Source organism: Caballeronia sp. LZ029 (genome assembly GCF_031451275.1).
Taxonomy (GTDB): Bacteria; Pseudomonadota; Gammaproteobacteria; order Burkholderiales; family Burkholderiaceae; genus Caballeronia; species Caballeronia jiangsuensis.
In genome coordinates this window covers 593,012-618,815 of the sequence record NZ_JARUXO010000002.1, presented here as the reverse complement: position 1 = coordinate 618,815, position 25,804 = coordinate 593,012, and the positions used below count along the sequence as shown (strand labels likewise).

Annotated in this window: 21 protein-coding genes; 15 read left to right on the top strand and 6 right to left on the bottom strand. The window is 62.2% G+C overall.

Annotation, left to right across the window (positions count from 1 at the left end; all coding sequences use genetic code 11):
• Nucleotides 1-119: 119 nt before the first annotated feature.
• Together QCE73_RS17630 and QCE73_RS17625 are read left to right on the top strand one after the other, a co-directional pair.
• Complete coding sequence (locus QCE73_RS17630) at nucleotides 120-1,247, top strand: porin (RefSeq protein WP_309882651.1); 1,128 nt, start codon at nucleotides 120-122, stop codon at nucleotides 1,245-1,247.
• A 92-nt stretch (nucleotides 1,248-1,339) separates the two neighbouring features.
• On the top strand, nucleotides 1,340-2,194 hold the full coding sequence (locus QCE73_RS17625; protein WP_309882649.1) for a hypothetical protein: 855 nt from the start codon (nucleotides 1,340-1,342) through the stop codon (nucleotides 2,192-2,194).
• A gap of 2,621 nt (nucleotides 2,195-4,815) precedes the next feature.
• Here the strand turns inward: QCE73_RS17625 and QCE73_RS17620 are convergent.
• Both QCE73_RS17620 and QCE73_RS17615 read right to left on the bottom strand, forming a co-directional pair.
• Entirely contained in the window at nucleotides 4,816-5,787 is a 972-nt protein-coding gene (locus QCE73_RS17620) for a ParB/RepB/Spo0J family partition protein (protein ID WP_035499214.1), read from the bottom strand.
• Nucleotides 5,784-6,992 carry a ParA family protein gene (locus tag QCE73_RS17615; protein WP_035499140.1) on the bottom strand — a complete coding sequence of 403 codons (1,209 nt, stop codon included), beginning with the start codon at nucleotides 6,990-6,992 and terminating at the stop codon, nucleotides 5,784-5,786. The genes QCE73_RS17620 and QCE73_RS17615 overlap by 4 nt, the downstream gene beginning before the upstream one ends.
• A gap of 791 nt (nucleotides 6,993-7,783) precedes the next feature.
• On the opposite strand from QCE73_RS17615, the gene QCE73_RS17610 reads away from it, so the two are divergent.
• A complete protein-coding gene (locus tag QCE73_RS17610; RefSeq protein WP_035499139.1) occupies nucleotides 7,784-9,163 on the top strand; it encodes a replication initiation protein in 1,380 nt (459 codons plus the stop codon).
• Between the two features lie 216 nt (nucleotides 9,164-9,379).
• Here the strand turns inward: QCE73_RS17610 and QCE73_RS17605 are convergent, their stop codons facing one another.
• Nucleotides 9,380-10,597, bottom strand: a complete 1,218-nt coding sequence (locus QCE73_RS17605; RefSeq protein ID WP_309882648.1) for an FAD-dependent monooxygenase — start codon at nucleotides 10,595-10,597, stop codon at nucleotides 9,380-9,382.
• Nucleotides 10,598-10,734: 137 nt separating this feature from the next.
• On the opposite strand from QCE73_RS17605, the gene QCE73_RS17600 reads away from it, so the two are divergent.
• Nucleotides 10,735-11,670, top strand: a complete 936-nt coding sequence (locus tag QCE73_RS17600; protein ID WP_309882647.1) for a LysR family transcriptional regulator — start codon at nucleotides 10,735-10,737, stop codon at nucleotides 11,668-11,670.
• A 34-nt stretch (nucleotides 11,671-11,704) separates the two neighbouring features.
• Nucleotides 11,705-12,349, top strand: a complete 645-nt coding sequence (locus tag QCE73_RS17595) for a DsbA family oxidoreductase (protein WP_035499136.1) — start codon at nucleotides 11,705-11,707, stop codon at nucleotides 12,347-12,349.
• A gap of 21 nt (nucleotides 12,350-12,370) precedes the next feature.
• Here QCE73_RS17595 and QCE73_RS17590 read toward each other — a convergent pair whose 3' ends face one another.
• Nucleotides 12,371-13,171 (bottom strand): SDR family oxidoreductase, encoded by an 801-nt coding sequence (locus tag QCE73_RS17590; RefSeq protein WP_309882645.1) that lies wholly within the window; start codon nucleotides 13,169-13,171, stop codon nucleotides 12,371-12,373.
• A gap of 259 nt (nucleotides 13,172-13,430) precedes the next feature.
• On the opposite strand from QCE73_RS17590, the gene QCE73_RS17585 reads away from it, so the two are divergent.
• The 9 genes from QCE73_RS17585 to QCE73_RS17545 all read left to right on the top strand — a co-directional run bounded on the left by QCE73_RS17585 (nucleotide 13,431) and on the right by QCE73_RS17545 (nucleotide 22,814).
• Nucleotides 13,431-14,753 carry an aromatic acid/H+ symport family MFS transporter gene (locus QCE73_RS17585; protein ID WP_309882644.1) on the top strand — a complete coding sequence of 441 codons (1,323 nt, stop codon included), beginning with the start codon at nucleotides 13,431-13,433 and terminating at the stop codon, nucleotides 14,751-14,753.
• A 15-nt stretch (nucleotides 14,754-14,768) separates the two neighbouring features.
• Nucleotides 14,769-15,923, top strand: a complete 1,155-nt coding sequence (locus QCE73_RS17580) for a CaiB/BaiF CoA-transferase family protein (protein WP_309882642.1) — start codon at nucleotides 14,769-14,771, stop codon at nucleotides 15,921-15,923.
• 179 nt (nucleotides 15,924-16,102) lie between these two features.
• Entirely contained in the window at nucleotides 16,103-17,248 is a 1,146-nt protein-coding gene (locus tag QCE73_RS17575; protein ID WP_309882639.1) for an acyl-CoA dehydrogenase family protein, read from the top strand.
• A 29-nt stretch (nucleotides 17,249-17,277) separates the two neighbouring features.
• On the top strand, nucleotides 17,278-17,775 hold the full coding sequence (locus QCE73_RS17570) for a MaoC/PaaZ C-terminal domain-containing protein (RefSeq protein WP_035499213.1): 498 nt from the start codon (nucleotides 17,278-17,280) through the stop codon (nucleotides 17,773-17,775).
• Nucleotides 17,776-17,786: 11 nt separating this feature from the next.
• Entirely contained in the window at nucleotides 17,787-18,998 is a 1,212-nt protein-coding gene (locus tag QCE73_RS17565) for a thiolase family protein (protein ID WP_309882637.1), read from the top strand.
• A gap of 10 nt (nucleotides 18,999-19,008) precedes the next feature.
• A complete protein-coding gene (locus tag QCE73_RS17560) occupies nucleotides 19,009-19,428 on the top strand; it encodes an OB-fold domain-containing protein (protein ID WP_309882635.1) in 420 nt (139 codons plus the stop codon).
• 22 nt (nucleotides 19,429-19,450) lie between these two features.
• Nucleotides 19,451-20,677 (top strand): CoA transferase, encoded by a 1,227-nt coding sequence (locus QCE73_RS17555; protein ID WP_309882634.1) that lies wholly within the window; start codon nucleotides 19,451-19,453, stop codon nucleotides 20,675-20,677.
• Entirely contained in the window at nucleotides 20,667-21,815 is a 1,149-nt protein-coding gene (locus QCE73_RS17550; RefSeq protein ID WP_309882631.1) for a CoA transferase, read from the top strand. Before QCE73_RS17555 ends, QCE73_RS17550 begins: the two co-directional genes overlap by 11 nt.
• Nucleotides 21,816-21,869: 54 nt before the next feature.
• A complete protein-coding gene (locus QCE73_RS17545; protein ID WP_309882629.1) occupies nucleotides 21,870-22,814 on the top strand; it encodes a LysR substrate-binding domain-containing protein in 945 nt (314 codons plus the stop codon).
• Here the strand turns inward: QCE73_RS17545 and QCE73_RS17540 are convergent.
• Together QCE73_RS17540 and QCE73_RS17535 are read right to left on the bottom strand one after the other, a co-directional pair.
• Nucleotides 22,788-24,062 carry an acetyl-CoA hydrolase/transferase C-terminal domain-containing protein gene (locus QCE73_RS17540; protein WP_309882628.1) on the bottom strand — a complete coding sequence of 425 codons (1,275 nt, stop codon included), beginning with the start codon at nucleotides 24,060-24,062 and terminating at the stop codon, nucleotides 22,788-22,790. The genes QCE73_RS17545 and QCE73_RS17540 overlap by 27 nt on opposite strands.
• A complete protein-coding gene (locus tag QCE73_RS17535) occupies nucleotides 24,035-24,589 on the bottom strand; it encodes a DUF2889 domain-containing protein (RefSeq protein ID WP_309882626.1) in 555 nt (184 codons plus the stop codon). The genes QCE73_RS17540 and QCE73_RS17535 overlap by 28 nt, the downstream gene beginning before the upstream one ends.
• A gap of 355 nt (nucleotides 24,590-24,944) precedes the next feature.
• Between QCE73_RS17535 and QCE73_RS17530 the strand changes: the two genes are divergently transcribed.
• Nucleotides 24,945-25,799 (top strand): helix-turn-helix domain-containing protein, encoded by an 855-nt coding sequence (locus QCE73_RS17530; RefSeq protein ID WP_309882624.1) that lies wholly within the window; start codon nucleotides 24,945-24,947, stop codon nucleotides 25,797-25,799.
• The last annotated feature ends 5 nt before the right edge of the window (nucleotides 25,800-25,804 follow it).

Here is a 25,804-nt window from a genome sequence, read left to right as displayed (position 1 = left end):
ACCGGGACGAATCGCTGTTGCCGATGTCCGTGAAAGGCGAACGCCGGGCTTCAAGGAGGTTGATTCGTCATCCTTATCGATAGAAACGTTTCAGTTCAAACTCATACGACAGGAAAGCCATGAAACGACGTTTGTTGGTCATCGCCGCAAGCGCGCTGTGCGTCCAGAGCGCGTTTGCCCAGAGCACCGTAACGCTCTATGGACTGGTTTCGACAGGCATCGTCTACGCGAACAACCAGCGCGGCGCGGACAAGCAAGGGCATTCGACCTGGCAGTTCGCGAGCGGTCCGATGCAGACGCCGCGCTGGGGCATGAAGGGCACCGAGGATCTGGGCGGCGGCGTGAAGGCGATCTTCACGCTGGAGAGCGGCTACAACATCGGCAACGGCACGCTATCGCAGGGCGGACGCGAGTTCGGGCGGCAGGCGTTCGTCGGGTTGTCGTCGAACACGCTCGGCACGATCACCTTCGGGCGTCAGTACGACGAGGCCGTCACGCTGTGCATGTTCGAATCGGCGTGTCAGTTCGCGGCGTATGGCGCGCATATCGGCGACAGCGACAACGTGTTCGATACCTTTCGCATCAACAACGCGGTGCAGTACAAGACGATCGACTACGGCGGCTTTCAGGCGGAAGCGCTGTATGGCTTCTCGAATCGTGCGGGCGGCTTTTCCGACAACAACGCGTACAGCGCGGCCGTGCAGTACCGCAGAGGTCCGCTGTCGCTGGGCGCCGCGTTCCTGCTCGTCAACGAGCCGAACGATCCGAACAACCCGAACGGCGCGGTGGTCGGCGACTATGGTTTCACGTCTCCGTTCATCACCAACCCGGCGACGGGCTCGGGCGTGCGCAGACAGACGATGTACGGCGCGGGCGGCGCTTACGCGTTCGGATCGGCGAGCGCGTCGTTCCTCTATACGAACGCGCGCTTCGACTATCTCGACGAGTCGCGATTGACGCTGCAGAACTTCGAAATCTCGCTGACGGACTATGTGATGCCCGACCTGCTGCTCGGCGCGGCGTATATCTACACGACCGGCCAGTATCATCCGCAGGACGCGTCTCCCGCGTGGCATCAGGTGAATGCGGGCGCGAACTACTTCCTCAGCAAGCGCACGGACCTGTTCCTTGTCGGCATCTATCAGCATGCGGCGAAGGACGCGCCTTATGCGCAGATCTACACGCTGTCGCCATCGACGACGAAGACGCAAGTATCGGCTGTCGTCGGGCTGAGGCATCGGTGGTAACGCTTCGGGGCATCGGATTGAAAACGTCGACCTCAAGTTGTAGTTCTCGGTGCCGTTAAGTCAGTGAGAACGCCGATTCGCTTTCGTGGCCGTTGCTAGAATGGCCAGCCGTTTTTTGCGGCTTTCGGATCGTTTCGAATCCCAGGTTGGCTTTTTTAATTTCTCTTGCCGCGAGTGCAAGTCAAAACACAAGAACAAGCATGAAATTCGTCGTCGCGGTATCTGCACTTACGATCGCTTTGGCCGGATGCGGCGGAGGTGGAGGCGGAGGCTCGAATAGCACGCCCAGCGCGCCCGAGGCAAACGCCGCCCAAGGCCTTTATTCGGGAACCGATGCAAACGGCAACGCTGTCGGCGGCGTCGTGCTCGATACAGGTGCTTTCTATTTTGTGTACGCCAACACGACGACCAACGCATTCGGGTTGGTGCAAGGCTCGGCTTCCGCCTCTCATGGCGCGTTTCAGTCCGACAACGCGCGCACTTTCGACATCACCGGCAAGAGCGCGAGCGATACGCCCGTGCTCGCGGGCTACAACGAGAAAAACAGCGTCCAGGGCGTGATCTATACGAGCACGGCGAAGCAGAACAGTTTCAAGTTCAATCTGCTTTACGACGGCACGTATGAGCGCGCGATCGCGCTGTCGGCAGTCGCGGGGAGTTACTCGGGCGCGGCGGGATCGATCAAGGGCAGTGAAACGACTGCGTTCGCGATCGGTCAGGACGGCGCGATCAAGGGTGCGGGAGCGAGCGGCTGTACGTTCAGCGGGACGGCAACGCCTCATGGGAACAAGGATTTTCTGGACGCCGCGATTACGTTTGGAGCCGCGCCGTGTGTTTATCCGGGTGCCACGGTCACGGGTGTCGTGTTTTTCACTGACGGTCAAGTGCTCGCGGCGCTGACGCTGCCTGATCGGTCGGATGCGTTTGTTGTTGCTGCTACGAAGTGATGGGATGAGGGCGGGTGGATCGGCAGGGTTCGATTTGGCGCCCTTCTTGTGACGCGGCGGCGTCTCCTTTTCTCTTTGGCGGATCGGTCGTCCGGTGGTTTATATCTTAGACGGTTAGTTGCTTTTTACGACGTGGCACGGACAAGATGGCAATGGCTCCCAAAGAGGCCCGGTTCTGCGAACACGCTCAAACGTCGAACAGACACGCATTGTGATGGCTTATCGCGACTTTGATGCCGCGTCGCCAAACGCATACTCAAGACAGTTTGATTCTCCGACACCACAGATTGCGCGACCGGATGAGGTAGACATGGCTTTGCTTGAATTGCTTGGCACGATGGGGTTCGTCGCTGTCGTATTCCTAACGTTGATGACGGTGTTGGATGTTTTCTTCCCGCGCCTGATTCCGAGTGCAAACGCACGAAGCGCTTTCGATCATGCTCGCGCACGCACACTTGCGAAGATACGTGAGCGTGAATACGGGCCGGGGCGTTAAATCACGGGGCGTGGGCACCTTCGTTTACGTTCTCTCGAGGCCGAGAAGACGGACGCCCCTCGCGTAGCTTGAATTGCGAATCGCTGATGCCTGGGTCGTGCTGAACCCAACCGCTCTTTCAAGCCCAACGCCGATAGAGTACGAAAGCTTGCGTGCCCAGGTGTCGTTTGAAGGCATTCAGTCGTCGACTATGGCTGCTTGCAGCGATTGCGTGAGAGCAATTAGATTCAACCAAACGGACCACGCTTGTCATGCATCCAGTCCGCTGGCTCTGACGTATCAAACGATACATAACTAGGTTCATATGTTACAAAGCGCGGTGTGGTACCGCTTTAGGGTCCCCGAACCGGGATGAACATGATCGACTGCGCATCGGCGTTTGTCGAGGCGTGAAACAATTCCTCGAAGGGGGATGAGAAACAGCGTCGGAGCCCTTGCCAGCAAGGGCTGAAGGCATGCGCTACCGATGCGACGATTGTTTCACGGAACGCTTCGCTTCCGCAACGTCAGGTTGCGAGGGAGCGGGTAGACTGAGTGATCGAAAGCACGTCGGATTGCTGTTCGTTGGCTATCGAAGGCTAAGCCGCAAAGGGTTTGCTGGCGGATTCCAATTTTTTCCACTCGCATGAGCGGGATTTTTAAAGACCCCGCTGCTGCAGAGGTCGCGTCTTTGGATTGGGTTTGACTGACTCATCCTGCAGGATTTCGACTATCCGGTCCCAAGAAAATCGACCACTCTACTTTTCAGTAGCCTCCCGCCAATGTCGATGAACGTGCTGTCGTCCCTTCTGTAACGCCGGTTAATGGAGATGCATGCTTCATCACCGACGGCGATGAGAACGCTGCCACCACCGACCAAGGTAGAGAACGGCTTCGATCTGATTGCCCAAGGCAAAACACGCATATCTCGTCCGCTGCGTAGTTTGAATCGTAATCTGGCATCCATGCAATTTCTGCTCGTGGCTTCAAGAAAATCCGCTCTTGCTGGTTTCGGACATTGCGTAAGGCATCGGTCGCGATCGACCCTGTCGGCGGTGCTTAGCTCATGTTTTCAAAGTCGCAGGCATGCCGCGAGAACGTCGCGCCGTCGTTGCCGCAAAATTTGGAGCCATCGAAATCGCGACGCTATTGCTCTTCGCCATGTGGCTTTGTTATCAAAGCTGACGCTGCCGCGGTTATTGCGCTCAGGTGCTTCGTTAAGAAACCGCGCATGTAAGCGATGGTCAGACTGATGTCGTCCTATGCCGGGCAACGTCAGCCTCTCCGGGACGTTGCGTCAATCTTAGCGGGGAGCCGGGAGCACAAGGGTTGTTGTCACTCTCGGAGCGCTACTTTCAATCAGCTTTGTTTGTCGCGGCTTTCCAGGGAATACCCTCCGCGACGTCGCCAGATTGCATCGGTCAACTGTCGCCGCCGACGCAGCGGCCCCTCACAACTCTCACGGATATTATTGTTCGTCGTTGTTTGAAAAGCACTGTCGTGTCCTTGCCCGCAATTCGGAGTGACGTCTGGGTTTAATGATTCGCAGCGGTCTCGCGATCGCGCCAGCGATCTTGCTGCAACTAGCCAGGTCGCCGATTAGAGATCGCTTGTAATCCGTCAGTCCGTGGATCGCATACATTCAGTCGAAGGGAAGCGCCTACCATTTTTTGTTGTCTCATCTTCCAACTTTGTCGCGAGGTAGGAGGCGAGACGGGAAGTTCCATTTCAGGTCGGAATCAGCGCTGCGCCAGTATTCGACTGTCTGCCCGACTTTTTGCGCAAGGCCGCCTACCTCATACCAATAATCAATAGGGCGCGGGCGCGCGCAGAAGAAGAAATTGGTAAGTGGGCGTAGGGTTCGGGACCGCTAGGCAATCTGACAAACTGAGGACAAGAGCAACGGCACACGACACGAGATGAGTGCAGATTCCACTATTACGAGTCTGCAGCGGCCTGAGGGGATGAGTGGCCGACGAGAGGGCCTGCCGTCAAATGCTCAAGGGGTGTCCCAAGTAGGGACACCCCTTGAATGTGACGCTATAGAAAGTTCGCCGACCCAGATGACTGTCCCAACTTGAGACACTGCCGATAGGAAAATCGGCGGACGTCATAAGCGATCGGACCAATAAAAGTACAACGCAAACTAGCCGTTATCTGCAAACAACTGCGTGACCAAGTCCCGAATTTGCTTTTCCTTGTCTGCCGTAAGCGAGCCGGCTTTGATCTTGACCGTCAATCCCATCGAGTCCTTTGTGATCGACCCAGCTTGCGATCCACCCGCGAATATCTTGTCGATGCTGCGATCGCTCACGCCAGGCGCTGGCTTTCCCTCATCCTCCAACGCCTGCTTGATCGCCCTCCCAAATTTCGACTGCTCCAAATCCCCCGCTACCACACGCGTCCAGAGATCCTTCGCGATTCCGAATGCAGCCTCGTTCCGTCCGCGAAGCACCGACACGACGTTCTCCGCAGCAGTCGCGCCCAGCAAGCGCGGTTGCACATCCAGATCCTGGAGAACGAAATCGGGCAATTCGCCGAAAGCCAAATACCGATAAAGCTCCGATCGTGAAATCCCCAAAGCCTCCGCCATCCGCTTGCGGTTAGGAAACTCCTTCTCGGTCCGCCGAATCGATCGCGAAATCTCGTAGTCGCACAAATCCTCGCGGGCGACGTTCTCTACGAGAGCGAGCATCGCCATCTCTTCGTCCGAGAGGTCAACCACCAGAACTTTGATCGACTCCTTTCCGATCATCTTGTGCGCACGCCACCGACGCTCGCCCGCCACAATTTGAAATACCGCGCCGACGCGTCGTACAACAATAGGCTGAACCAGTCCCGCTTCACGAATCGACTCCGCCAGTTGAACAAGCTTGGCGTCGTTGAACACTTGGCGCGGCTGCCACGGATTCGGAATAATCTCGGATACTGCTGCCTCTGACGCGGGACCAGCGTGTTCGAGCTGAGCAATACGCTGCTGCGCAGCCGCCAGCGCGGCCGCCATGCCGGGTGCGGTCCTCGGACTGGCGGACTTCTCCTGCTGCGGATCGAGCTGAATATCTTTCGCCGCTCGAACCTCGGCGGTCTTGCTCATCATGCGATCACGAAGGCTGCTCATTGTCCTGCCCTCCATTGGGCGACATACTGATCATCGATCCATTTGCAGTAGTCCACCATCGGCTGCTTTACGCGCGCCAAGGTTTTCGCGACGGTTTCGGCACGCGACAAATCGAACACGGTCGAAAACGCCAGCGCGCCATTACTCATAACCGAACTGGCCGGGATCTCCGTCGTGTGCAGCCAGTCGCCATACGCTCGCTGAGACCAAGAGCGCACCACCGGCGCCGACGATGTACTTCCGTAGTCCACGCGCGATAGGAGTACAGAGACGAAATCGTAGGTTTTGTCGACCTCGTGCTCAACGAAACCATTCGCGACCTCGGCGAACAACGACCAAAACGACACCGATGAGATGAAGTCGAGACTTTCGGGAACGAGCGGCATTACCATCGAATCGGCCGCCATCAGTCCGTTGAGCGTCATATAAGAGAGTGACGGAGCGGTATCGAGAATGATGTAGTCGTATTGAGCACGGAGCGGCTCTATGCCCTTTCGTAGCACCGACCAAAACTCGAAATTCGCGTTCGTCTTTTGAGCAGTCGGGAGGTGAAATTCGGCGTCGTGCAAATAGTTGTGCGCCGGGATCACGTCGAGCCCGTCCCAATAGGTCGTCTGTACCTTCGACGAGAGGCCACCTTCGATATCCGGATCATAGATATAGGGCAGGACGGTATCCTCCCAGGTCAAGTCCTTCTCCGCGTACAAACCACACAGTTCCGAAAGCGACGCTTGTGGGTCGAGGTCGATCATGAGAACCTTGCGGCCACGCAGACTCAGTCCTTGACCGATGCACATCGATGTCGTCGTCTTGCACGAACCGCCTTTGAAGTTTGCGGTGATCAATACGCGACCTCGATGCTCCCGCGTACCGGTAACAAGCGGCGTCTGGTAAATGTCCGAGACCTGTTGCACCCAAGTCCGGGCGTCCTGAAGGGAGAAGATGCGCGCGCGGCCCGTCCCGTGCGTCTCTCCTGGCGGCAATTCGCTTCCGTCCTTGGTCGCCAGATAGTTAATTTTCTGGCGGTCGATGCCGCACATGTCGGAGAGTTCGCCGATCGTAAAGACGGGCGCCGTCTTTCGCGGCCTGGGGGCAAGGATCTGATCTCGCAGTTCGTTCGTCATGACCGACAAACGCTCGGCAAACTCGCCAAGATTGGAGAGTTTCACCCTTCGATTGATCCCTGGCAGTTCACTCAAATTCATTCCGGTGCTTCCTTATAAATCCACGGTGAGGTGTTTTCTCCACGCTCCGTGGTGTTTCCACGGTTTTGCTGTAACTGGATGTCGAACCGTAGAATACTCGTCGGAGTGATGAATGGCTATTGGAATCGAAGGAATTTTGCAGAAGCCACCGTCTCCACCGAAAAACCCCTTATCTTTCCGAGGCTTGTCCTCTCCGAGTAGCTCATCGCGGAACCCCTGTTTGGCCAAATCTCTCTGCAATCGTCCGATTAAGAGATCAACAACCGAGCGCGCTAGCACAAAACACCTCACCTCAGCGGCGGGCCCTGCGGCTGGTTCGTACGAGCACTAAGGCACGATCACAATTCACCTCACCATTCCGCCACTACATCCGGCAAGAAAATTAGCTGCCTGACTGAAAAAACAAAGGACGAAAAAATCCATCCAGATATCCGCGAACTTATGCTCGCTGGTTTGTTTTTTTAGAAAAACAGAACCGACCACCACCAACAGCAAGGCTCACCTCTTTAAGAATCATATACATACGTTCCGATGGTGAGGTTTACTGTGCTGGAAGTGATGTTGATTGAGTGCCAAAGTGCTGCGTTTACCCCGCCTAAGTGAAGCGATTTGATAATGAAGGTGAGACGTATGGGCGGCGAGGGTGAGGGAAATTGTGCGAGAGGTGGGCAAAGGTGAGGCGTTCTGTGTTGATGTCAAAGCAAGGTGAGGTGTCTTGTGTTGACAGCTCACCTTGCAGACGTTAACGTACCGCTCGAAAGCAAAACTACAGCGCGCGATGCGGAGGCGGAATGACGGGAGCAGGGCAGGTGGCCACGTCCAGACAACTGGCGCTGGCGCTATTTGACGATGCGAATGCCGAAGGCCTTCCCGTCGATGCTGCTCGCTCGGACATCGGTTTCGCGCGCAAGAACGTCCTGATTCGAATCGTCGATCTGGGCGTGTCGGCTCGACGTCTGATCGACGCGGCTTACTTCATCGTCGCTCAGGAACACAAGGTCCACGATCTATACGACGTCGAACTGGATTATTTCAAATGGCTCATGCGCTACTCGAGTCGCAATAACGCGCATCTCGAACAGGTGATCACCGAGGCGCAGCGGGCACTCATTCAGGCGACCGCGGAACCCGACGCCGACGGGTCCAAGCCATTCGGATCGGTTCAACTGATCGGCCGTATTTCCTACGTGGGCGGACGGTTCCAGTTCCGAGTGCCGCCGGATCTCATCGGGATCATTCGTGGTCCGGGGAAATCTCACTGGCTTAGCCTGCGCATCACGTCTCTCTTCACGCTCAGCTACGCACGTGTCATGTACGACCACCTTCTTCCGTACGCGGGCGAGGGTGTAACCGACTGGTTCACACTCGATGAACTGCGCGCGTGGCAGGGAACGATGGGCGCGAAGGCACAGGAGTTCAAGTACTTCAAGCGGGACTGGCTCGCGCCTGCCGTGGATCAAATCAATGAGGTGTCCGATCTTTCTCTGTCTTACGAGACGCGCAATGAACCGGGCTCTCGCAAGATCGGGCGCATGCGCTTTCGCGTCGAGCGAAAGGAGATGGCCGAGCGATTGCTTCATACGCACGAGCACGCGCAAGCGCTGTATCAGACGTTGAAGCAGGAAATCGGTCTGTCGAGCGCGCAATTCGGCCAGATCGCTTCGGACCGGGATACCTACACCGATGCACGTCTGGAACAGGCAATCGAGCGTACGCGTTTCAGCCTGAAACTGGGCAAGGTGTCGAAGAGTCCGGCCGGCTTTTTCATGAAGGCGCTGAAAGAAGGCTGGATCGTCTCGGACGCGGAGCGGCAGATGGTACAGATCCAGCAGGGTCTCGCGCTGACCGATCAGCGTGAGGCAGAGGCGAAAGAGCAAGCCGAGGCGCGCCGGGCTTTACAGATTGCGGCGCAAGATGTGAATGCCCAGAACCGGATCGTCGACGAAGTTCGTCGGGGCTGGGAAGTGTACGAAGCTGCAACGCCGCGACAACGCGATGATTGGCGTCGTACCTACAAAACGAGCCCTGGCGGAAAACTGACGCTGCGCAGGCTGGGCATCGATCCATCGAGTGATCTTGTCGAAGCCATCATCCAGAAATATCCCGATCTGCGAGACGGGTTCTCAGGATATGTGTTCAACAAGATGCGCTCCGTCAAAAGCAGGGGCTGACAAATTAAAACGATGCGAAGCTAGCTTCACCGCATAGTCCGCAACTAACGGTCTCGCTGAGCTTCCGCCATGATTCGCTTCGCCAACGAAGAGCGGCAATCGACGATCCGCGCCCGAGGCAAAGCACGAGACAAGCCCGGCGCGCATCACCGAGCGAATCCCGCACGCATGTACCTCGGCGCGGCCGTTAGCCTTCCGCGTCGAGAACCCGCAACCTCAAAGCCACACGCCGCCCTGACGCTCGCTCGGCTCCTGAGCCAGAGCATCGAAATCGTGAATCCAGTCCAGATGCCGCATCAGGCTGTCACGCCCCTGAAGACGAGCGTTACGCGCCTGCGCCTCGGGCCCGTCCGGCAGATGCAGCACGTCTGCGGTCGTTATCGACGCGTATTGCACCTTGCGCGTACGCCCCCGACGCAGCCGCTCATACGCCTCCTGCGCCTCGCGCCAGCGTCCCGCGCCGGCCTTCGCCAGTTGCGCGGCCAGCACGACGGCATCTTCGATCGACTGATTGGCGCCTTGCCCGTGATGGGGCACGAGCGCATGCGCGGCATCGCCGATGAGCGTCACGCGGCCCTTGCTCCAGCGTCCGAGCGGAGGCCGATGAAACAGTCCCCAGCGCTGACTGATCGGCACTGCGGTGATCATCTGCACCACTGCCGGATGCCAGTTCCCGAACAGCCGCAATTGCTCGCCTTCACTCGCCGGCGTGACCCAGTCGCGCGACGGCCACGGCGACGGATGTCGCTCGACGAGCAGAAAGTTCTGATCGCCCTCATCGCCGATTTGATAGTGCAGCAGATGCCCCTGCGGACCGATCCAGAACTGGATGGCTTCGGGATCGGGCAGCAGATCCATGCGCCCGGCGGGCACCACGCCGCGAAAGCCCGAGCAGCCCGAATACAGCGCGTCGTCGTAGCCGAGCATCCAGCGCCGCGTAATCGAGCGCGCGCCGTCCGCGCCGATGACCAGATCGGCGTCGATCTGTTTGCCGTTGGCAAAGCTCAGACTCACGCGATCCGGATGCTGCACGAGATCGATCAGCCGATGGCCGAGATTGATACGTTCGAGCCCCACCGCTTCCGACAACACGGCCTGCAGGTCCGCACGATGCACGCCCCAGTACGAACCGCCGAACTGCTGCCGATAGCTCGGCTCGCCGCGATGCTGCCCGATGAGTTCGCCGCTGCGCCCATCGCGATAGATCAGCGCGGGAATTTCGGCGCACACGGCGTCGAAGGCCGAACGCAGTCCCATGCGCTCGTAGAAGCGCGTCGCGTTCGCCGACAACGCGACGGCCGCGCCGACTTCGCGAAGCTCGTCGGTCTGTTCGTAAAGCTGTGCATCGACGCCGTGTTCGCGCAACGCGAGCGCGAGCGTGAGGCCGCCGATTCCCGCGCCGACGATGGCGATTTTCAGATCCAACTGTCCCATGATGTGTCTCCGTCTGTCCGAGTGAGCGCCGCATTTCGTGCGCGTGTCCGTATTCTCGGGAGCGGTGCTTCATTCCACAATAAAATGGGATGAATCTGCTTCATCACCAGAATCAATGAACGCGAGATAACCGAATCATGGAACTGCGCGACGTCGATCTCAATCTGCTGCTGCTCTTTCAACGTCTGATGCAGGAACGACGCGTCTCCACCGTCGCGGAGCAGCTGGACATGAGCCAGCCGGGCGTCAGCAATGCGCTCGCCAAGCTGCGTCGCCGGCTCGGTGATCCGCTGTTCGTGCGCGGGCCGGGCGGCGTGGTGCCGACGCCGTTCGCATTGCGTCTGGCCGAACCGGTCTCGCAGGCGCTCGCGACGCTGCACGCCGCGCTCAATCCCGCGACCGGTTTCGATCCGCTGCGCGCCACGGACACGATGACGATCGGTATGACCGACATCGGCGAGGTCGTTTTCTTGCCCGCGCTGGTCGAACGGCTGTCGCGTGAAGCACCGGGCATCGCGCTGAATACCGTTCGCGAAACCGGCGTCAATCTGAGCGACGAGATGGCCGATGGCCGCGTGGACCTCGCCATCGGTCTGCTGCCGCAACTCAAGGGCGGCTTTTATCAGCGCCGCTTGTTCGATCAGCGATACGTCTGCCTGTTCAGACGCGGTCATGCGCTGGAGGATGCGCCGCTCACGCTCGCGGCGTGGCGGGAAGCCGAGCATCTGGTCGTGGTGTCGGCCGGCACCGGGCACGGTCAGGTCGAAGACTGGCTGAAGCGCCGCGGCGTGCAGCGTCGGGTGCGATTGACGGTGCCGCATTTCATGAGCGTCGGCTACATCCTGCAACGCACCGATCTGATCGCCACGGTGCCCGAGCGGCTGGCCCAGCAACTGGCTCAGCCGTTCTCGCTCAGCCTGCGCGCGTTGCCTTCGACGCTGCCCGCCGCGCCGATCCATCTGCTCTGGCACGCGCGCGTGCAGCAGGACGAGGGCAATCGCTGGCTGCGCGGCGTGGTGATCGATCTGTTCGCGGACTCAGCGAAAAACGCAGGTCACGCCGATTTGCGCTAGCCTGTCCGATTCATCCTCGACTTTCACGACACTCATGTCTCGCCCTCTCCAAATCGACTTCGTCTCCGACATCGCCTGCCCGTGGTGCGCCGTCGGGCTGTCTTCCCTGCAACGCGCGCTGGAGCGCCTCGGCGATACCGTCGATGCCCGCATCACGTTGCATCCGTTCGAACTGAATCCGGACATGGGCCCGCAAGGCGAGCGCATCGTCGACTATATCGGCCGCAAGTATGGCCGCACGCCGGAGCAGATCCGCGAGACGCAGGCGATGATCCGCGAGCGCGGCGCGCAGGAAGGCTTCGATTTCGGCGAACGCAACTGGGTGTACAACACGTTCGATGCGCATCGGCTGCTGCACTGGGCGGGCATCGAAGGCAAGCAACTGCCGCTCAAGCTCGCGCTGTTGCGCGCGTATCACGGCGACGGCAAGGATACGAGCGATCCGGACGTGCTCATCGAAGCGGCCCGAAGCGTCGGTCTCGATGGCGAAGCGGCGCGCGCGGTGCTGGAAAACGGCACCTATGCCGATGAAGTGCGGGCCGAGGAGCGCGAGGTCCAGCAACTCGGCATCCAGTCCGTGCCCGCGATCATCTTCGACCAGAAGTATCTCGTGAGCGGCGGCCAGCCTTCCGAAGCGTTCGAGCAGGCGATCCGCAAGATCATCGACGAGAAGGGCTGAAGGGCAGGGTCGCGACGGCCTTCAGTGCAGCGTGAGCCCGCCCGTCGGGCTGAGTGTCGCGCCGGTGAGGTAGGCGGACTCGTCTGAAGCGAGGAACGCCACCACGCGTCCGATGTCCGCCGGCGCCGCGACGCCGAGCGGGCAACCCGCGACGATCTTCTCGTACTGTCGGCGATGCTGCTCCGACACCGTGCTGTCCTCGCCGAACACCGCTTCCCACGACGGACTGTCGCGCACGACCGTGACGCACACGCAATTCACGCGGATGCGGTCGCGCGCCAGTTCTTTCGCTATCACCTTGCTTGCGCGGATCAGCCCGCCGGCGAACGTCGCGACGGCGGTTTGCCCCGGCGTCGGCACGCGCCCGCCCTCCGATGTCAGGAAGATCACGCTGCCGCCGCCCCGCGCGCGCATATAGGGCAGCGCCGCCTGCACGGGAAATAGCTTCGCGCAGGTGTTCTCCGCGACGACGGCCGCCACGCGCGCCAGATCGATATCGCCGAACGGGCCGCGCACTTGCGGCGAGCGTGCTTCGTCGTCGTTGCCGCCTGCGTTTGCGACGACGATGTCGATGCCGCCGAATCTGCGCGCGGTCTCTTCGGCGAGCGCGGTCATATCGGAGCCGGATCGCACGTCGGCCGCGATGAAGCCCGCCGTTGCGCCGGCCTGCCGCAGTTCGGCGAGCACGGCTTCGGCTTTCGCCGCGCTGCGCCCGCTGATCACGACGACGGCGCCGCGCGTGGCGAGCTGCAACGCGATGCCTTTGCCGATGCCGCCCGTGCCGCCCGTGACGATGGCCACTTTTCCTTCCAGATCGCTCATTGCATTGCGCCCTCGATGATTTGACGATTCCTCTCGTGCCGATCACCACGTTAGGCGCGCAACGCTTGCCCCGGCAACTGCAATGTTTCGAACCGGCGCTTCGCATAATCCGAACGACATGCCGCGCCGCGATTCGACGACACCGAATACCCGATTCGAAAACCGTCACTAGGTCTGAAAATTTCGCGTGCCTATATTGGGACGGCTCACTCGATGAGCCCATCAGCGGACATTCGAATAATCCGACACAGGAGACGATGTGAATCTATCTTCAAGACCGCCGCGAAGCAGTCTGTTCGTGGTCATGCTGTGCTTTCTGACGATTGCAGTCGACGGCTACGATCTCATCGTCTACGGTGCGACCATCCCGCGCCTGCTGGAAGAACCCGGCTGGAACCTGAGTCCCGCGAGCGCGGGCATGATCGGGAGCTGGACGCTCGCCGGCCTGATGGTCGGCCTGCTCGGAGCGGGTCCGCTGTCCGATCGCATCGGGCGGCGCAAGCTCATGATGGCGGGCGTGTTGTGGTTCTCGCTCGGCTCGCTGCTCTGCGCGCTCGCGCATTCGCCGCAGGCGCTCGGCATCGCGCGTTTCGTCACCGGTATCGGGCTCGGCGGCGTGGTGCCGTCGGCGGTGGCGCTCACCATCGAATACGCGCCGCGCAGCCGCCGGCAACTCTACAGCGCGATCGCGCTCACGGGCTATCCGGTCGGCGGCGTGATCTGCGCGCTGCTCGCCATCGCGATGCTGCAAGAGCAGGGCTGGCGCGTGCTCTACGGACTCGGCGCGCTCTATGTGTTCATTCTGCCGGTCATGTTCTTCTACCTGCCCGAGTCGGCGAGCCATCTTCTGGACCGCGGCCGCACAGATGAAGCGCGCGCGCTCGCTGCGCGCTACGCGATCGACCTCGACGAAATCGCACGCGACGAAGAGGAACATCGCCGCTCGCACGTCGCGGCGGCGGGCGCGCGGGGATATCGGCTGCTGACATCGCCCGAATTCCGCGCCGCGCTGCTGCTGTTCGCGCTGATGTGCTTCTGCGGGCAACTCGTCGTCTATGGACTCAACGCTTGGCTGCCCCAGTTGATGCGCAAGTCGGGCTATCCGCTGGGTTCATCGCTACAGTTCCTTCTCGTGATGCAGTTCGGCGCCGTGGTGGGCAACCTGATCGGTTCGTGGCTCGCCGATCGCTTCGGCTCTAAGCGCGTGCTCGTGCCGTATTTCCTCATCTGCTCGATCTCGCTGCTCGTGCTCAGCCAGAAGCCGGATCACACCTGGCTCATGCTGGCGGTGTTCGGCGCGGGCCTCGGGTCCATCGGCTCGTCGACGCTCGTCTACGGCTTTATCGGCGCCTATTTTCCGGCATCGTGCCGCGGTTCCGCGATCGGCGCCGCGCAAGGTCTCGGGCGCATCGGCTCGATTCTCGGACCGATGATCGGCGGATGGGTGCTCGGCTCGAACCTGGGCCATCACTGGAACTTCTATGCGTTCGCGATTCCCGCCTTGATGGCCGCCGGCGTCGTCACGCTCATACCGAAGGCCGCGCAATACGACGTGCCGTATGCGCAAGCGAAAAGCACGTGACCGGAGACGACCGACATGGAAAACGCACGAGGGCCGCTCGCGGGCATTCGCATCGTCGAACTGGGCGGTGTGGGTCCGGCGCCGTTCTGCTGCATGCTGCTGGCGGATCTGGGCGCGGATATCGTTCGCATCGACAGGCCGCCGGGCTATGACGGCGGCGCGCCGGTGGAACATCGCTTCAATCTGCTGCATCGCGGGCGTCGCAGTGCGGCGCTCGATCTGAAGAAGGCGGAAGCCACGGACGCCGTCCTGAAGCTGGTCCGTTCAGCCGATGCGCTCATCGAAGGCTTCCGTCCCGGCGTCGCCGAAAAACTCGGACTGGGACCGGATGCGTGCCTCGCCGTGAATCCCGCGCTCGTCTATGGGCGGATGACCGGCTGGGGACAGGACGGGCCGCTCGCGCAGGCGCCGGGACACGACATCAACTACATCTCGCTCACCGGCGTGCTGCATTCGGTGGGGCGCGCGCAAGGCGGTCCCGCGATTCCGCTGAATCTCGCGGGCGATTTCGGCGGCGGTTCGCTGTATCTCGCGCTGGGCGTGGTATCCGCGCTGCTCGAACGGCAGCGCTCGGGCAAAGGTCAGGTGATCGACGCGGCGATGGTCGACGGTTCCGCATCGCTGATGACGCTCTTCTACGGCCTGCGCGCGGGCGACTACTGGCGCGATGAGCGGGGCGTCAACCGGCTCGACTCGGGCGCGCCCTGGTACAACGTGTACGAGACGAAGGACGCGCGCTGGTTGAGCCTCGGATCGAACGAGGCGCGTTTCTGGCGCAACACGCTGGCGCTGCTGGACTTGCGCGAGGACGAAATGCCCGCTCAGCACGACCGCGCGCAATGGCCCGCCGTGCACGCGATCTTCGCCACGCGTTTTCGCACCCGCACGCGCGATGAATGGTGCGCGCTCGCGCAAGGGCGCGAGGTGTGCATCGCGCCTGTGTTGTCGATGGCCGAAGCGCCGGATCATCCGCATTTGCGCGCGCGCGAGACGTTCGTCGAGAACGATGGCGTGATGCAACCCGCGCCCGCGCCGCGCTTTTCCCGCACGCCGGGCGCGATCCAGCGGCCGCCGCCCGCGCCCGGCGAGAACACCGACGCCGTGCTCGCCGACTGGGGTTTTACTCCCGACGAACTGAACGCATTGCGCGAAGCCGGCGCGATCGTCTGAACCCATTTCGTTGCAGCCCGCAAACAGCGCCGGAGGGCGTTGTTTGCGTTTCCGCGCACGCGCAACACGCTTCGACATCATCGAAACCGGGCTTCGAAAAACGCCAGTTGGATCGCATGGCGCATCGCTCTAACCTGCAAATACCGATACATCGGTCATTCAACGAGGAGCAAGAAGACATGCCCGCAAACTTTCTGGACGAGTCGCAAACGATGTGGCTCGACACCGTCAACAAGTTCATGGACAACGAGATCACCGTCGAATACGTGCGCAAGTGCGACATGGAACGACAGTATCCGTACGAGGCCTACGAGAAGATCGCGCAGCAAGGCTGGCTCGGCATTCTGATTCCAGAAGAAGCGGGCGGCTCGGGCGGCGACATTTTCGATTACTCGCTGATGGCCGAAGGCCTCGGCAAGTTCGGCTTCGACTTCGCGTGCTCGGTGCTCGTGCCGACCTTCACGGCGATGAACATCATCAAGTTCGGCACGCCGGAACAGAAGGCGCGTTACGTGAAGCCCTTCATCGAAGGCAAGATCCGCTTCTCGGTGTCGATCTCCGAGCCGGACGCGGGTTCCGATGCCGCCAACACGAAGACGCGCGCGCGTCGCGACAGCAACGGCGACTGGATCGTGAGCGGCCAGAAGCTCTGGTGCAGCGGTGCGGCGGCGAAGGACACGACCATCGCGATGCTGGTGCGCACCGGTAACGACGACAAGCACGGCGGCCTGTCCGTGCTGCTGATTCCGAACGACACGAAGGGCGTCGTCATCAACAAGCTGCCGACGCTTTCGCGTCACGCGACGGGCACCACCGAAATCTTTCTCGACGAAGCGCGCGTGCCCGGCGATGCGCTCCTCGGCGATGTCGGTCAGGGCTGGAAGATCATCACCGAGCATCTGGAACTGGAACGCTGCGCGGTCGCGGCGGCCTACACCGGCAACGCGCAACAGGCCGTGACCACGGCCACGCGCTACGCGCACGAGCGCATCCAGTTCAGCAAGCAACTGTACGAATTCCAGGTGATCCGCCACATGCTGGCCGACTGCCAGACCAAGGTCGATGCCGCGCGCCTGCTTTGCTATCGCGCCGCGCAAATGGCCGCCGCGCACGTGCCGTGCAGCCGCGAAGTGTCGATGGCCAAGCTCTACGGCTCCGAGACGCTGAAAGAGTGCGCGCTCACCGGCATGCAGGTGCTGGGCGGCTACGCGAACCTGCCCGAAGCCGACATGGAGCGCTATCTGCGCGAGAGCATTCAGTCGACTATCGGCGGCGGCACGTCGCAGATTCAACGCACGATCATCGCGAAATCGATGCGTCAGTGAACCCCTCGAAAATCACACAGGAGATATCGATGAGCGTCGTCAATAACAGCGTCAACGTGCCGTGGGACGAACTGGAGATCGGCCAGAAATTCCGCTCGGCGGGCCGCACCGTGACCGAAAGCGATGTGGTCATGTTCTGCATGTTCACCGGCAACTGGATCGAGATTCACTCGAATACCGAATACGCATCGAAGACGCGCTGGGGCGAGCGCCTCGTGCAGGGCATGCTGACCTTCTCGCTGCTCTCGGGCCTGCTGCAGTTCGGCCCGGCGATTCAGGCGAACTATGGCGTCGACAAGATGCGCTTTCTCAATCCGGTGAAGATCGGCGATACCGTTTATGTGAGCGCCGAAGTCATCGGCAAGAAGGAGAAGGACGACAAGTACGGCGTCGGCTCGTTTCTGATCAAGGCATTCAACCAGCGCGGCGAAGTCGTGCAGCGCAGCGAATGGAGCCTTCTCATGATGAGAACGCGCGCCGATCTCGACGCGCTCGTCGCCGGATCGCAGCCCGAGCTTCAGGACTGAGGAGAGCGAGCATGACGCCTCAACCCGTCGCGGCGATCGTCGGAATGGGCGATGCGTATGCATCGCTCGCGAATCGCAAGGACCCGTTGCAGCTCGCGGCCGAAGCCACGCACAACGCACTCGCCGACGCGGGCATCGGTCGCGACCAGATCGATGCCGTGTTCACCGGCCGCTCGCCGTGGGCCGACAAGCGCTCGCAGTGGAGCAACATCTTCATCTCGCACATGCAGATGCCGGTGACCATCACGAGTGAACTGACGATGCACGGCGCGGGGCTGACATCGACCATCGCCATCGCTTCGCAGATGATCGCGGCGGGCCGCGCGGAGTACGTGCTGTGCCTGCAAAGCGACGCGACCGAGCTATTCGTCGATGCCGTCGCGATGGGCGCCGAAGCCGACGCCGATCCGCAGTTCGAGATTCCGTACGGCCCGACCATTCCCGCGCTGTATGCGCAGGCCGCGTGCCGCTACTTTCACGAGTTCGGCATCACGGAAGACGATCTCGCCGATGTCGTGATCGCGAATCAGCGCTGGGGGCGGCATCATCCGCACGCGGCGAAGGCGAAGTTCGGCGAGATCGATCGCGCGAAGGTTTTGAGTTCGCCGTATGTCGCCTCGCCGCTGCGCCGCTGGATGTGCTCGACCTGGGGCGGCGGCACGGGCGGCGCGCTCGTCGTGACATCGCCGGACAACGTGAAGGACGCACGCGATCCCGTCTACGTGCTCGGCTACGGATCGGCGAGCACGCACGAGTATCTGACCGATCGCATGAACATGCGCCGCTGCAAGTTCGAAGGCCTCGGCGCATTCCCGAATCTCACGCATACCGCGACGGCCGAAGCGGCGCGTCAGGCCTATGCGATGTCCGGCCTCACGCCATCGGACATCGACATGACGCAGATCTCCGTCAACTTCGCGCACATGGGGCCGATCGTGATGGAAGACCTCGGCTTCGCGAAGAAGGGACGCGGCATCGATCTGTATCGCGAGGGCCGTACCGGCATCGACGGCGATCTGCCGACCGATACCAACGGCGGCTGGCTCTCGTTCGGGCAGCCGGGCATTTCCTGCAACATGGACAGCATCGTCGAGGCGATCCGCCAGTTGCGCGGCACGCCGCTCGGCCTCGCCGCGAGAAACCGTCCGAAGACCGTGCTGGTGCAGGGCGCGGGCGGGATGCTGGCAGCGGGCGCCGTGCTGATGCTGTCGTCCACGACCTGAGAGAACGCACATGACAGAAGCCATTTCGGCGCAGGGCTGGCCGCAACCCTACCGCCTTCCGGATGCCGAACCTTACTGGGCCGCGCTCTCCGAGAACGAACTCACGTTCCAGCGTTGCGCCGGCTGCGCGCAGGCCGTGTGGCCCGCGCATTCCTACTGTCCGCATTGCGGTTCACAATCGCTCGGCTGGGAACGCTCGCAAGGGCGCGGCGAAGTCTGGTCGCACAGCACGATCATGCGCGGCCCGACGCCCGTGTGGGCATCGATCACGCCGTACACGGTCGGCTTCATCAAGATGGACGAAGGCTACTATCTGTTCTCGCAGATCGATACCGAACCGGACGCCGTGCGCATCGGCGAGCGCGTGACGATGCGCATCGTCGAACGCGGTGCGCAGAAGATGCCGGTCTTCGTCCTGTCCGACCGATAACGAACAAGCTGGAGGAGACGTCATGGCAGGACCACTCGACGGCGTGCGCATTCTCGATCTCACGTCGAATTTCATGGGGCCGTACGCATCGCTGCTGCTCGCCGACATGGGCGCGGACGTGTGCAAGATCGAATCGCGCGAAGGCGACACGACGCGCGGCGTCGGACCATGCAGGCATCGCGGCATGAGCGCGATCTTCCTGCATCTGAACCGCAACAAGCGCAGCATCGTGCTCGACCTGAAACACGAACGCGGCGCGGCGGCGCTGCAACGCATGATCCGGCAGGCCGATGTGGTGATCTACAGCCTGCGGCCCGCATCGATGGCGCGGCTTGGCATCGCATACGAAGATGTGCGCGAGGTGAATCCGCGCATCGTGTATTGCGGCGCGTTCGGCTTCGGGCAGAACGGTCCGTATGCGGATCGCCCGGCCTACGACGATCTGATCCAGGCTGGCGTCGGCATGCCGGTGCTGCAGGCGCGCAAGAGCGGCGAGCCCGAATACGTGGCGACGGCGATCGCGGATCGCGTCGTCGGCATGGCGTTGTGCTCGGCGGTATCGATGGCGCTGTACCGGCGCGAGAAAAGCGGCGTCGGCCAGGAAGTCGAGGTGCCGATGTTCGAGACCTTCGCGCACTTCGTGATGGGCGATCATCTCTACGGCCATACCTTCGTGCCGCCGATCGGCGACTGGGGCTACGCGCGCATGATGAACGGCGACCGCCGCCCGTATCGCACGCTCGATGGCTACATCGGCGTGAACGTCTATGCCGATCATCACTGGCGACGCTTCTTCGTGCTGACCGGGCATCCGGACATGGCCGACGATCCGCGCTACGCCGACATCCACGGCCGCACGCAGCATATCGCCGATCTGTACGCGTATCTCGCGCGCACCTTCGAAACGAAGTCGACCGCGCAGTGGATGAAGCTGCTGGTCGAAGCGGACATTCCGGTCATCGAGATGAACACGCCCGCGACGCTGCTCGACGATCCGCACATGAAGCAGATCGGCTTCTTCGAGGAGCAGGAACATCCGTCGGAAGGCAGGCTGCGCGGCATCGGCATTCCCCAGCGATGGAGCGAGAGCGCGCCCGCGTTGCGTCATCCCGCGCCGCGCCTCGGGGAGCACACCGTGCAGTTGCTGGACGAATACGGTTTTTCGCGCGACGAGATCGAAGCCATCCTGCTGTCCGGCGGCGCGTGGGCCGCGCAACCAGCACAACCGGAGAACGAACATGCTACGTGATCTGCCTTTGTCGGGCGTCGTGGTGGTGGAGTTGAGCGACAGCGCGTCCGCGCCGTTCAGCGGCCGCATTCTCGCCGCGCTCGGCGCCGAAGTGTGGAAGGTCGAGCGGCCGAGCGGCGATTCCTCGCGCGGCTGGGGGCCGAGCACATGGAAGGGCAGCGGCGCCGCGTTCCATGCGATCAACCGGGGCAAGCGCTGCATCAGCATCGATATCAAGGATCAGGCGCAGCTCGGGATGCTGCATCAGCTCATTGCCGAACATGCCGATGTGTTCATCCATAACCTGCGGCCGGGCGCGAGCGCGAGCTACGGCCTCGACGCCGACAGCCTGCGCGTGACCAAGCCCGAACTGGTCCATTGCGAGATCGGCGCGTTCGGACGCACCGGACCGCTCAACGATCTGCCCGGCTACGATCCGCTGATGCAGGCGTTCTCCGGCATCATGAGCATTACGGGCGAGGAAGGGCAGTCGCCGGTGCGCGCGGGCGTGTCCATCGTCGATTTCGGCACCGGCATGTGGGCCGTGATCGGCATTCTCGCGGCGCTCTACCGGCGACAGGCGAAGCATTGCGGCGCGAGCGTCAGCAGTTCGCTGCTGGAGACGGCGATCGCGTGGATGTCGGTCGGCATCGCCAATTACAGCGCCGACGGCGAACTCGGCGCGCGGCACGGCTCGGGCGTCGCGTTCATCGTGCCGCACCGGGCTTATCCGGCGGCGGACGGCTATCTGATCATCAGCGCCGCCAACGATGCGCTCTTCGCGAAGCTGTGCGCCGCGCTCGATCATGCCGAATGGGCGCGCGACGAGCGCTTCGCGACCAACGCGGCGCGGCTGAAGTATCGCGCGGAGATCGACGGCCTGATCGGCGCGCGGCTCGCGCGGGAAACGCGTGCGTTCTGGCAGGCGCGCCTGCAGGCGGCGGGCTTGCCGGTCGCGCCGGTTCAGACCACCGACGAACTCGTGCATCACGCGCAGACGAAGGCGCTCGGCATCATCGAAACGCCGCCGGACGACGAGATCGGTCTGGTCGGGCTGCCGCTGTCGTTCGAAGGCAAGCGGCCGCCGCCCTTGCACGCGGCGCGGGATATCGGCGCGGACAACGACCGGCTGGAGGCCTTGCTGAACGTTCACCAGTAGAAAGCGCCTGTAAAGAGCGCACAATGAGCGCATCGGCGATGCGCGAGAGGAGACATGGGAACCTTCAACCGGCTTCACCTGATCCGTCAGGTCGATCTGTTCACGCTCAAGCTCTTTCTTTCCGCGGTCGAGGAACAACAGATCGGCCTGGCCGCGATCCGCGAAAACATCGCCGCATCGACGGCGACCAAGCGCATTCAGGATCTCGAGGACATCGCCGGCGTCAAGCTGCTCGAACGCAGCCCGAAAGGCGTCGTCGCGAGTCCGGCGGGCAACGTGCTCGCGCGCTATATCCGCACGATTTTCGGCAGTCTCGAAGACATGCGCGCCGAGATCGCCGCGTTCACGGAAGGCATGCAGGGCGAGTTGACGGTCGCGTCGGCGCGTTCGGTGTACGTGCCGTTTCTGTCGCGCGAACTGGGCGAGTTCAGCCGCGAATATCCGCTCGTGCATCTCGTGCTGCGCGAACTCGAAAACGCCGAGATCATTCACGCCGTATCGCGTGGCGAGGCGGATATCGGGCTTTTCGCGGCGGCGCACGAGCTGGATCTCGGCGGCGTCGATGTCACGCCGTATCGGCATGACCGGATGGTCGTGGTCGTGCCGCAAGGGCATCCGCTGAGCGCGCATTCGAGCGTCACGTTCAAGGAATTGCTGCCGGAACAACTCATCACCGTCGATGCGATGCTCGGCGCGTTTCGCGCGGCCGCGCGCCGTCTCGGCACGGAATTCGAGCCGCGCCATTGCGTGCGCAGCGCGGGCGTCGCGATCAGTCTGGTGCAGGCGGGGCTCGGCGTGACCGTGCAGCCCGAATGCTTTCTCGGCCACGAACTGCTGAACCGCGTTTCGGTGATCGAACTGGCGGAGCCGTGGGCCGTGCGCAGGATTCATATCGCGACGCCGCGCGGCCGCAGTCCGAGTCCGACCACGCGCGCGCTGATGCAGCAATTGCTCGATCAGCCGCGCGACGAATCAACGCGCCACGACGACGCGCAATGACGCGTCGCGCGCCTCCCGCTCCAGCGCTTCGCGATGATCGGGATGCGCGACATCGATCATGCGCAAAAGACGCTGCGCGAGCGACAGTCCGCGCAGGTCGGCCACACCGTATTCCGTGACGATCACGCACGCGTCGCTGCGCGGGATCGTCGTGGGCCCGGCGAGTCGCGCGACGATGCGGCTGTGTTTGCCCGCCGTCGACGGCATCGCGATGATCGGCACGCCGCCGCGACTCGCCTGCGCGGCGCGCAGAAAATCGCCTGCGCCGCCGACCGCGCCGACATACGTTCCCGCCGCGACTTCCGCGTTGACCTGCCCGGTCAGATCGACTTCGACGGCGGAATTGATCGCGACGAAGCGATCGAATCTCCGCAGCACGTTCGCATCGTGCGTGTATTCGGTGCCGCGCAGTTCCAACGCGGGATTGCGATGCGCGAACTGGCGCACGCGCGCCGAGCCGATGATGACGCCGCCCACGCTGACGCCCGCATCGATCGCCTTCCTGGCGTTCGTGACGACGCCCGCTTCGCACAGCGTCGCGATGCCGTCGCCGATGCTGCCCGTGTGCACGCCGAGATCGCGGCGGTCCATCAGCTGCGAGAGCACGGCGTCGGGAATGGCGCCGATGCCGGTCTGCAAGGTCGCGCCGTCTTCGATGAGACTCGCCACGTTTTTCCCGATGGCCGTTTCGACCGGACCCGGCGCGCTCGCGGGCGGGTCCGCGAACGCGGCATCCGATTCGACCAGCAGATCGAAGTCCGATTCGCGCAGATACGGCCCGCCATGCGTCCAGGGCACGTCGCGATTCACTTCGCCGATGATCGTGCGCGCGCCCTTCAACGCTTCGACCAGATATTCACGCGCGAGGCCGAGCGAATGACGGCCGAGCGCATCGGGCGGCGATACCTGAAGCATGACGACATCGACACGCAAGGCACCGCTTTGCACGAGTTGCGGAAGCTGCGAATAGTGCGCGGGAAGAATGTCGAGCACGCCCGCGCGCGCGAGCGTCCGGTTGGAGCCGCTGCCGCAGTACGCCAGAAAGTCGAAGGCGTCCGCGTGTTCGGGCGCGAGCACGTTCGAGAGGCCGATGCCGAGAAAGAGCCGCACACGCCCGATGCGATGCCGCTCTTCGACGAGCGCGCGCATCAGCGTGACGGGTTCGGCGTGGGATTGGCCCCACATGACGGTATCGCCGGGGCGGATCAGCGCGGAGAGATTCATGTCGGCGTGTGATGGTCGGGCCATAAACGCTTCACGAGATTGCGCGTCGCGCCGTATGCATGGCAACTGTCGATCTTGACGGGCCTGCCGTCGCTGTCGCGGTCGTTCAATGCCGATGGCCGCAGTCCCACCATCGTCTGGAACGCGGTGCTCGCGAGCGGGCCGAGCAGTTCCTTCAGATGCGTGCACGTGTCGCACGATGGCAGACGCTTGCGCACCTCGCCATTCCAGCCCGCGCCGATGCGCAGGCCGATCAGCGCGCGCAGCGAATCGCCGCCGCCGGGACACGTATCGTACGGATGCGCGCGCATGAACGTGCGCACGTCGCGCACGATCATGTCCGCGTCGAAGACGAGCGTCACGCCCATGTCGTGAATCGGCGTATGGCTGCGTGCCGTGCGCGCGCCGCCGGGCGGCGTGAAATCGTGCGACTTGGAATCGATGAGAATCGCGCTCGCTTCGAAGAGCCCGTCGCTGCGCCGGAATCCGCGCATGTCGATCTGGCGATGATGAATTTCTTCGCGCGTGACGTCGTCATTTGGAATCGTCATGGGTTCGCCTCGTATGCTGTTCTCAACATAAGCGGCTTCTTCATGCGATGTCCACGCCAGGAGCGCGCGTGTTCCGTAGTTTGAAAGCATCTCGCGGATACTGAACGAGGGCATTACCCGATGGTCGCTTGGCCGAACACGCGATAGGGTAACAAACGTTAGGTAAATGATCGCGATACGATCGGCCTATCCGTACATTGAAAAGCGTTCTTGGCCGAACGAGCGTTCGGTGCACACGGCCTAAACGGCATTCCGCCGAGAAAATGAGCCTTTCAGAGTACGGAACACATTCGCCAACCGGTTGACGTTCTCGACGCGAAAACCTGTAATCGAGAGCATGAAGAAGGAGTGAATCATGTCGACGCAGCCGAGCCGCACTGCCGGAACACATCAGACGCGTTGGGATTCGGCGCTGTCGGACAGCGCGCATGCGTCGCGCGAACAGACGGGCGCGGCGATGGTCGTGCCGCTTGCCCGCAGCCTCGCGATACTCGGCGCGTTCACGCCGCAGGAGCCGTGGCTCGGCAATCAGGAAATCGTCTTCGAAACCGGCATTCCCGCGCCGACCGTGTCGCGCATGGCGCGTTCGCTGGTGGCGCTCGGGTATCTGCATTATTCGCCGGCGCAGCGCAAATACCGGCTCGCGGCGTCCGTTCTTTCGCTCGGCTATGCGGCCATAGCGCATTCGAGCGTGCAGCGCCTCGCGCGCCTCGAAATGCAGTCCTTCGCCGATGCGAGCGGAACCTACGTCGTGCTGGCCGCGCGCGATCGTCTTGATGTGATCGTCCTCGAAACATGCGCGAGCAAGCCCGCGACGATCGATCTCGAACTCCATGCGGGCGCGCGGCTACGTATCGCTTCATCGCCGATGGGCTGGGCGCTCCTCGCCGCGCTGCCCGAACTCGAACGCTTCTATCTGCTGGGCAATGTCGAGCGCCGGGCGGGGCGAGACTGGCCGCATTTGCGGCGGCGCATCAGCGAAGGCATTTCGCAGACGCATAACGCGGGCTATTGCACATCGCTCGGCGAATGGGAGCCGGACCTCGCGATTGTCGCGGCGCCGCTCGTGATTCGCGATCAGACGCCGCTCGTGCTGGCGTGCATCGGGCCGAGCGCGAAGCTCGGGCGCGCGCGCGTCGAACGTGAACTCGGGCCGCGACTCGTGGCGGCGGCGCAGCATCTGCAGGAGCAGGTGCTTTTCGACGATTGAGGCGA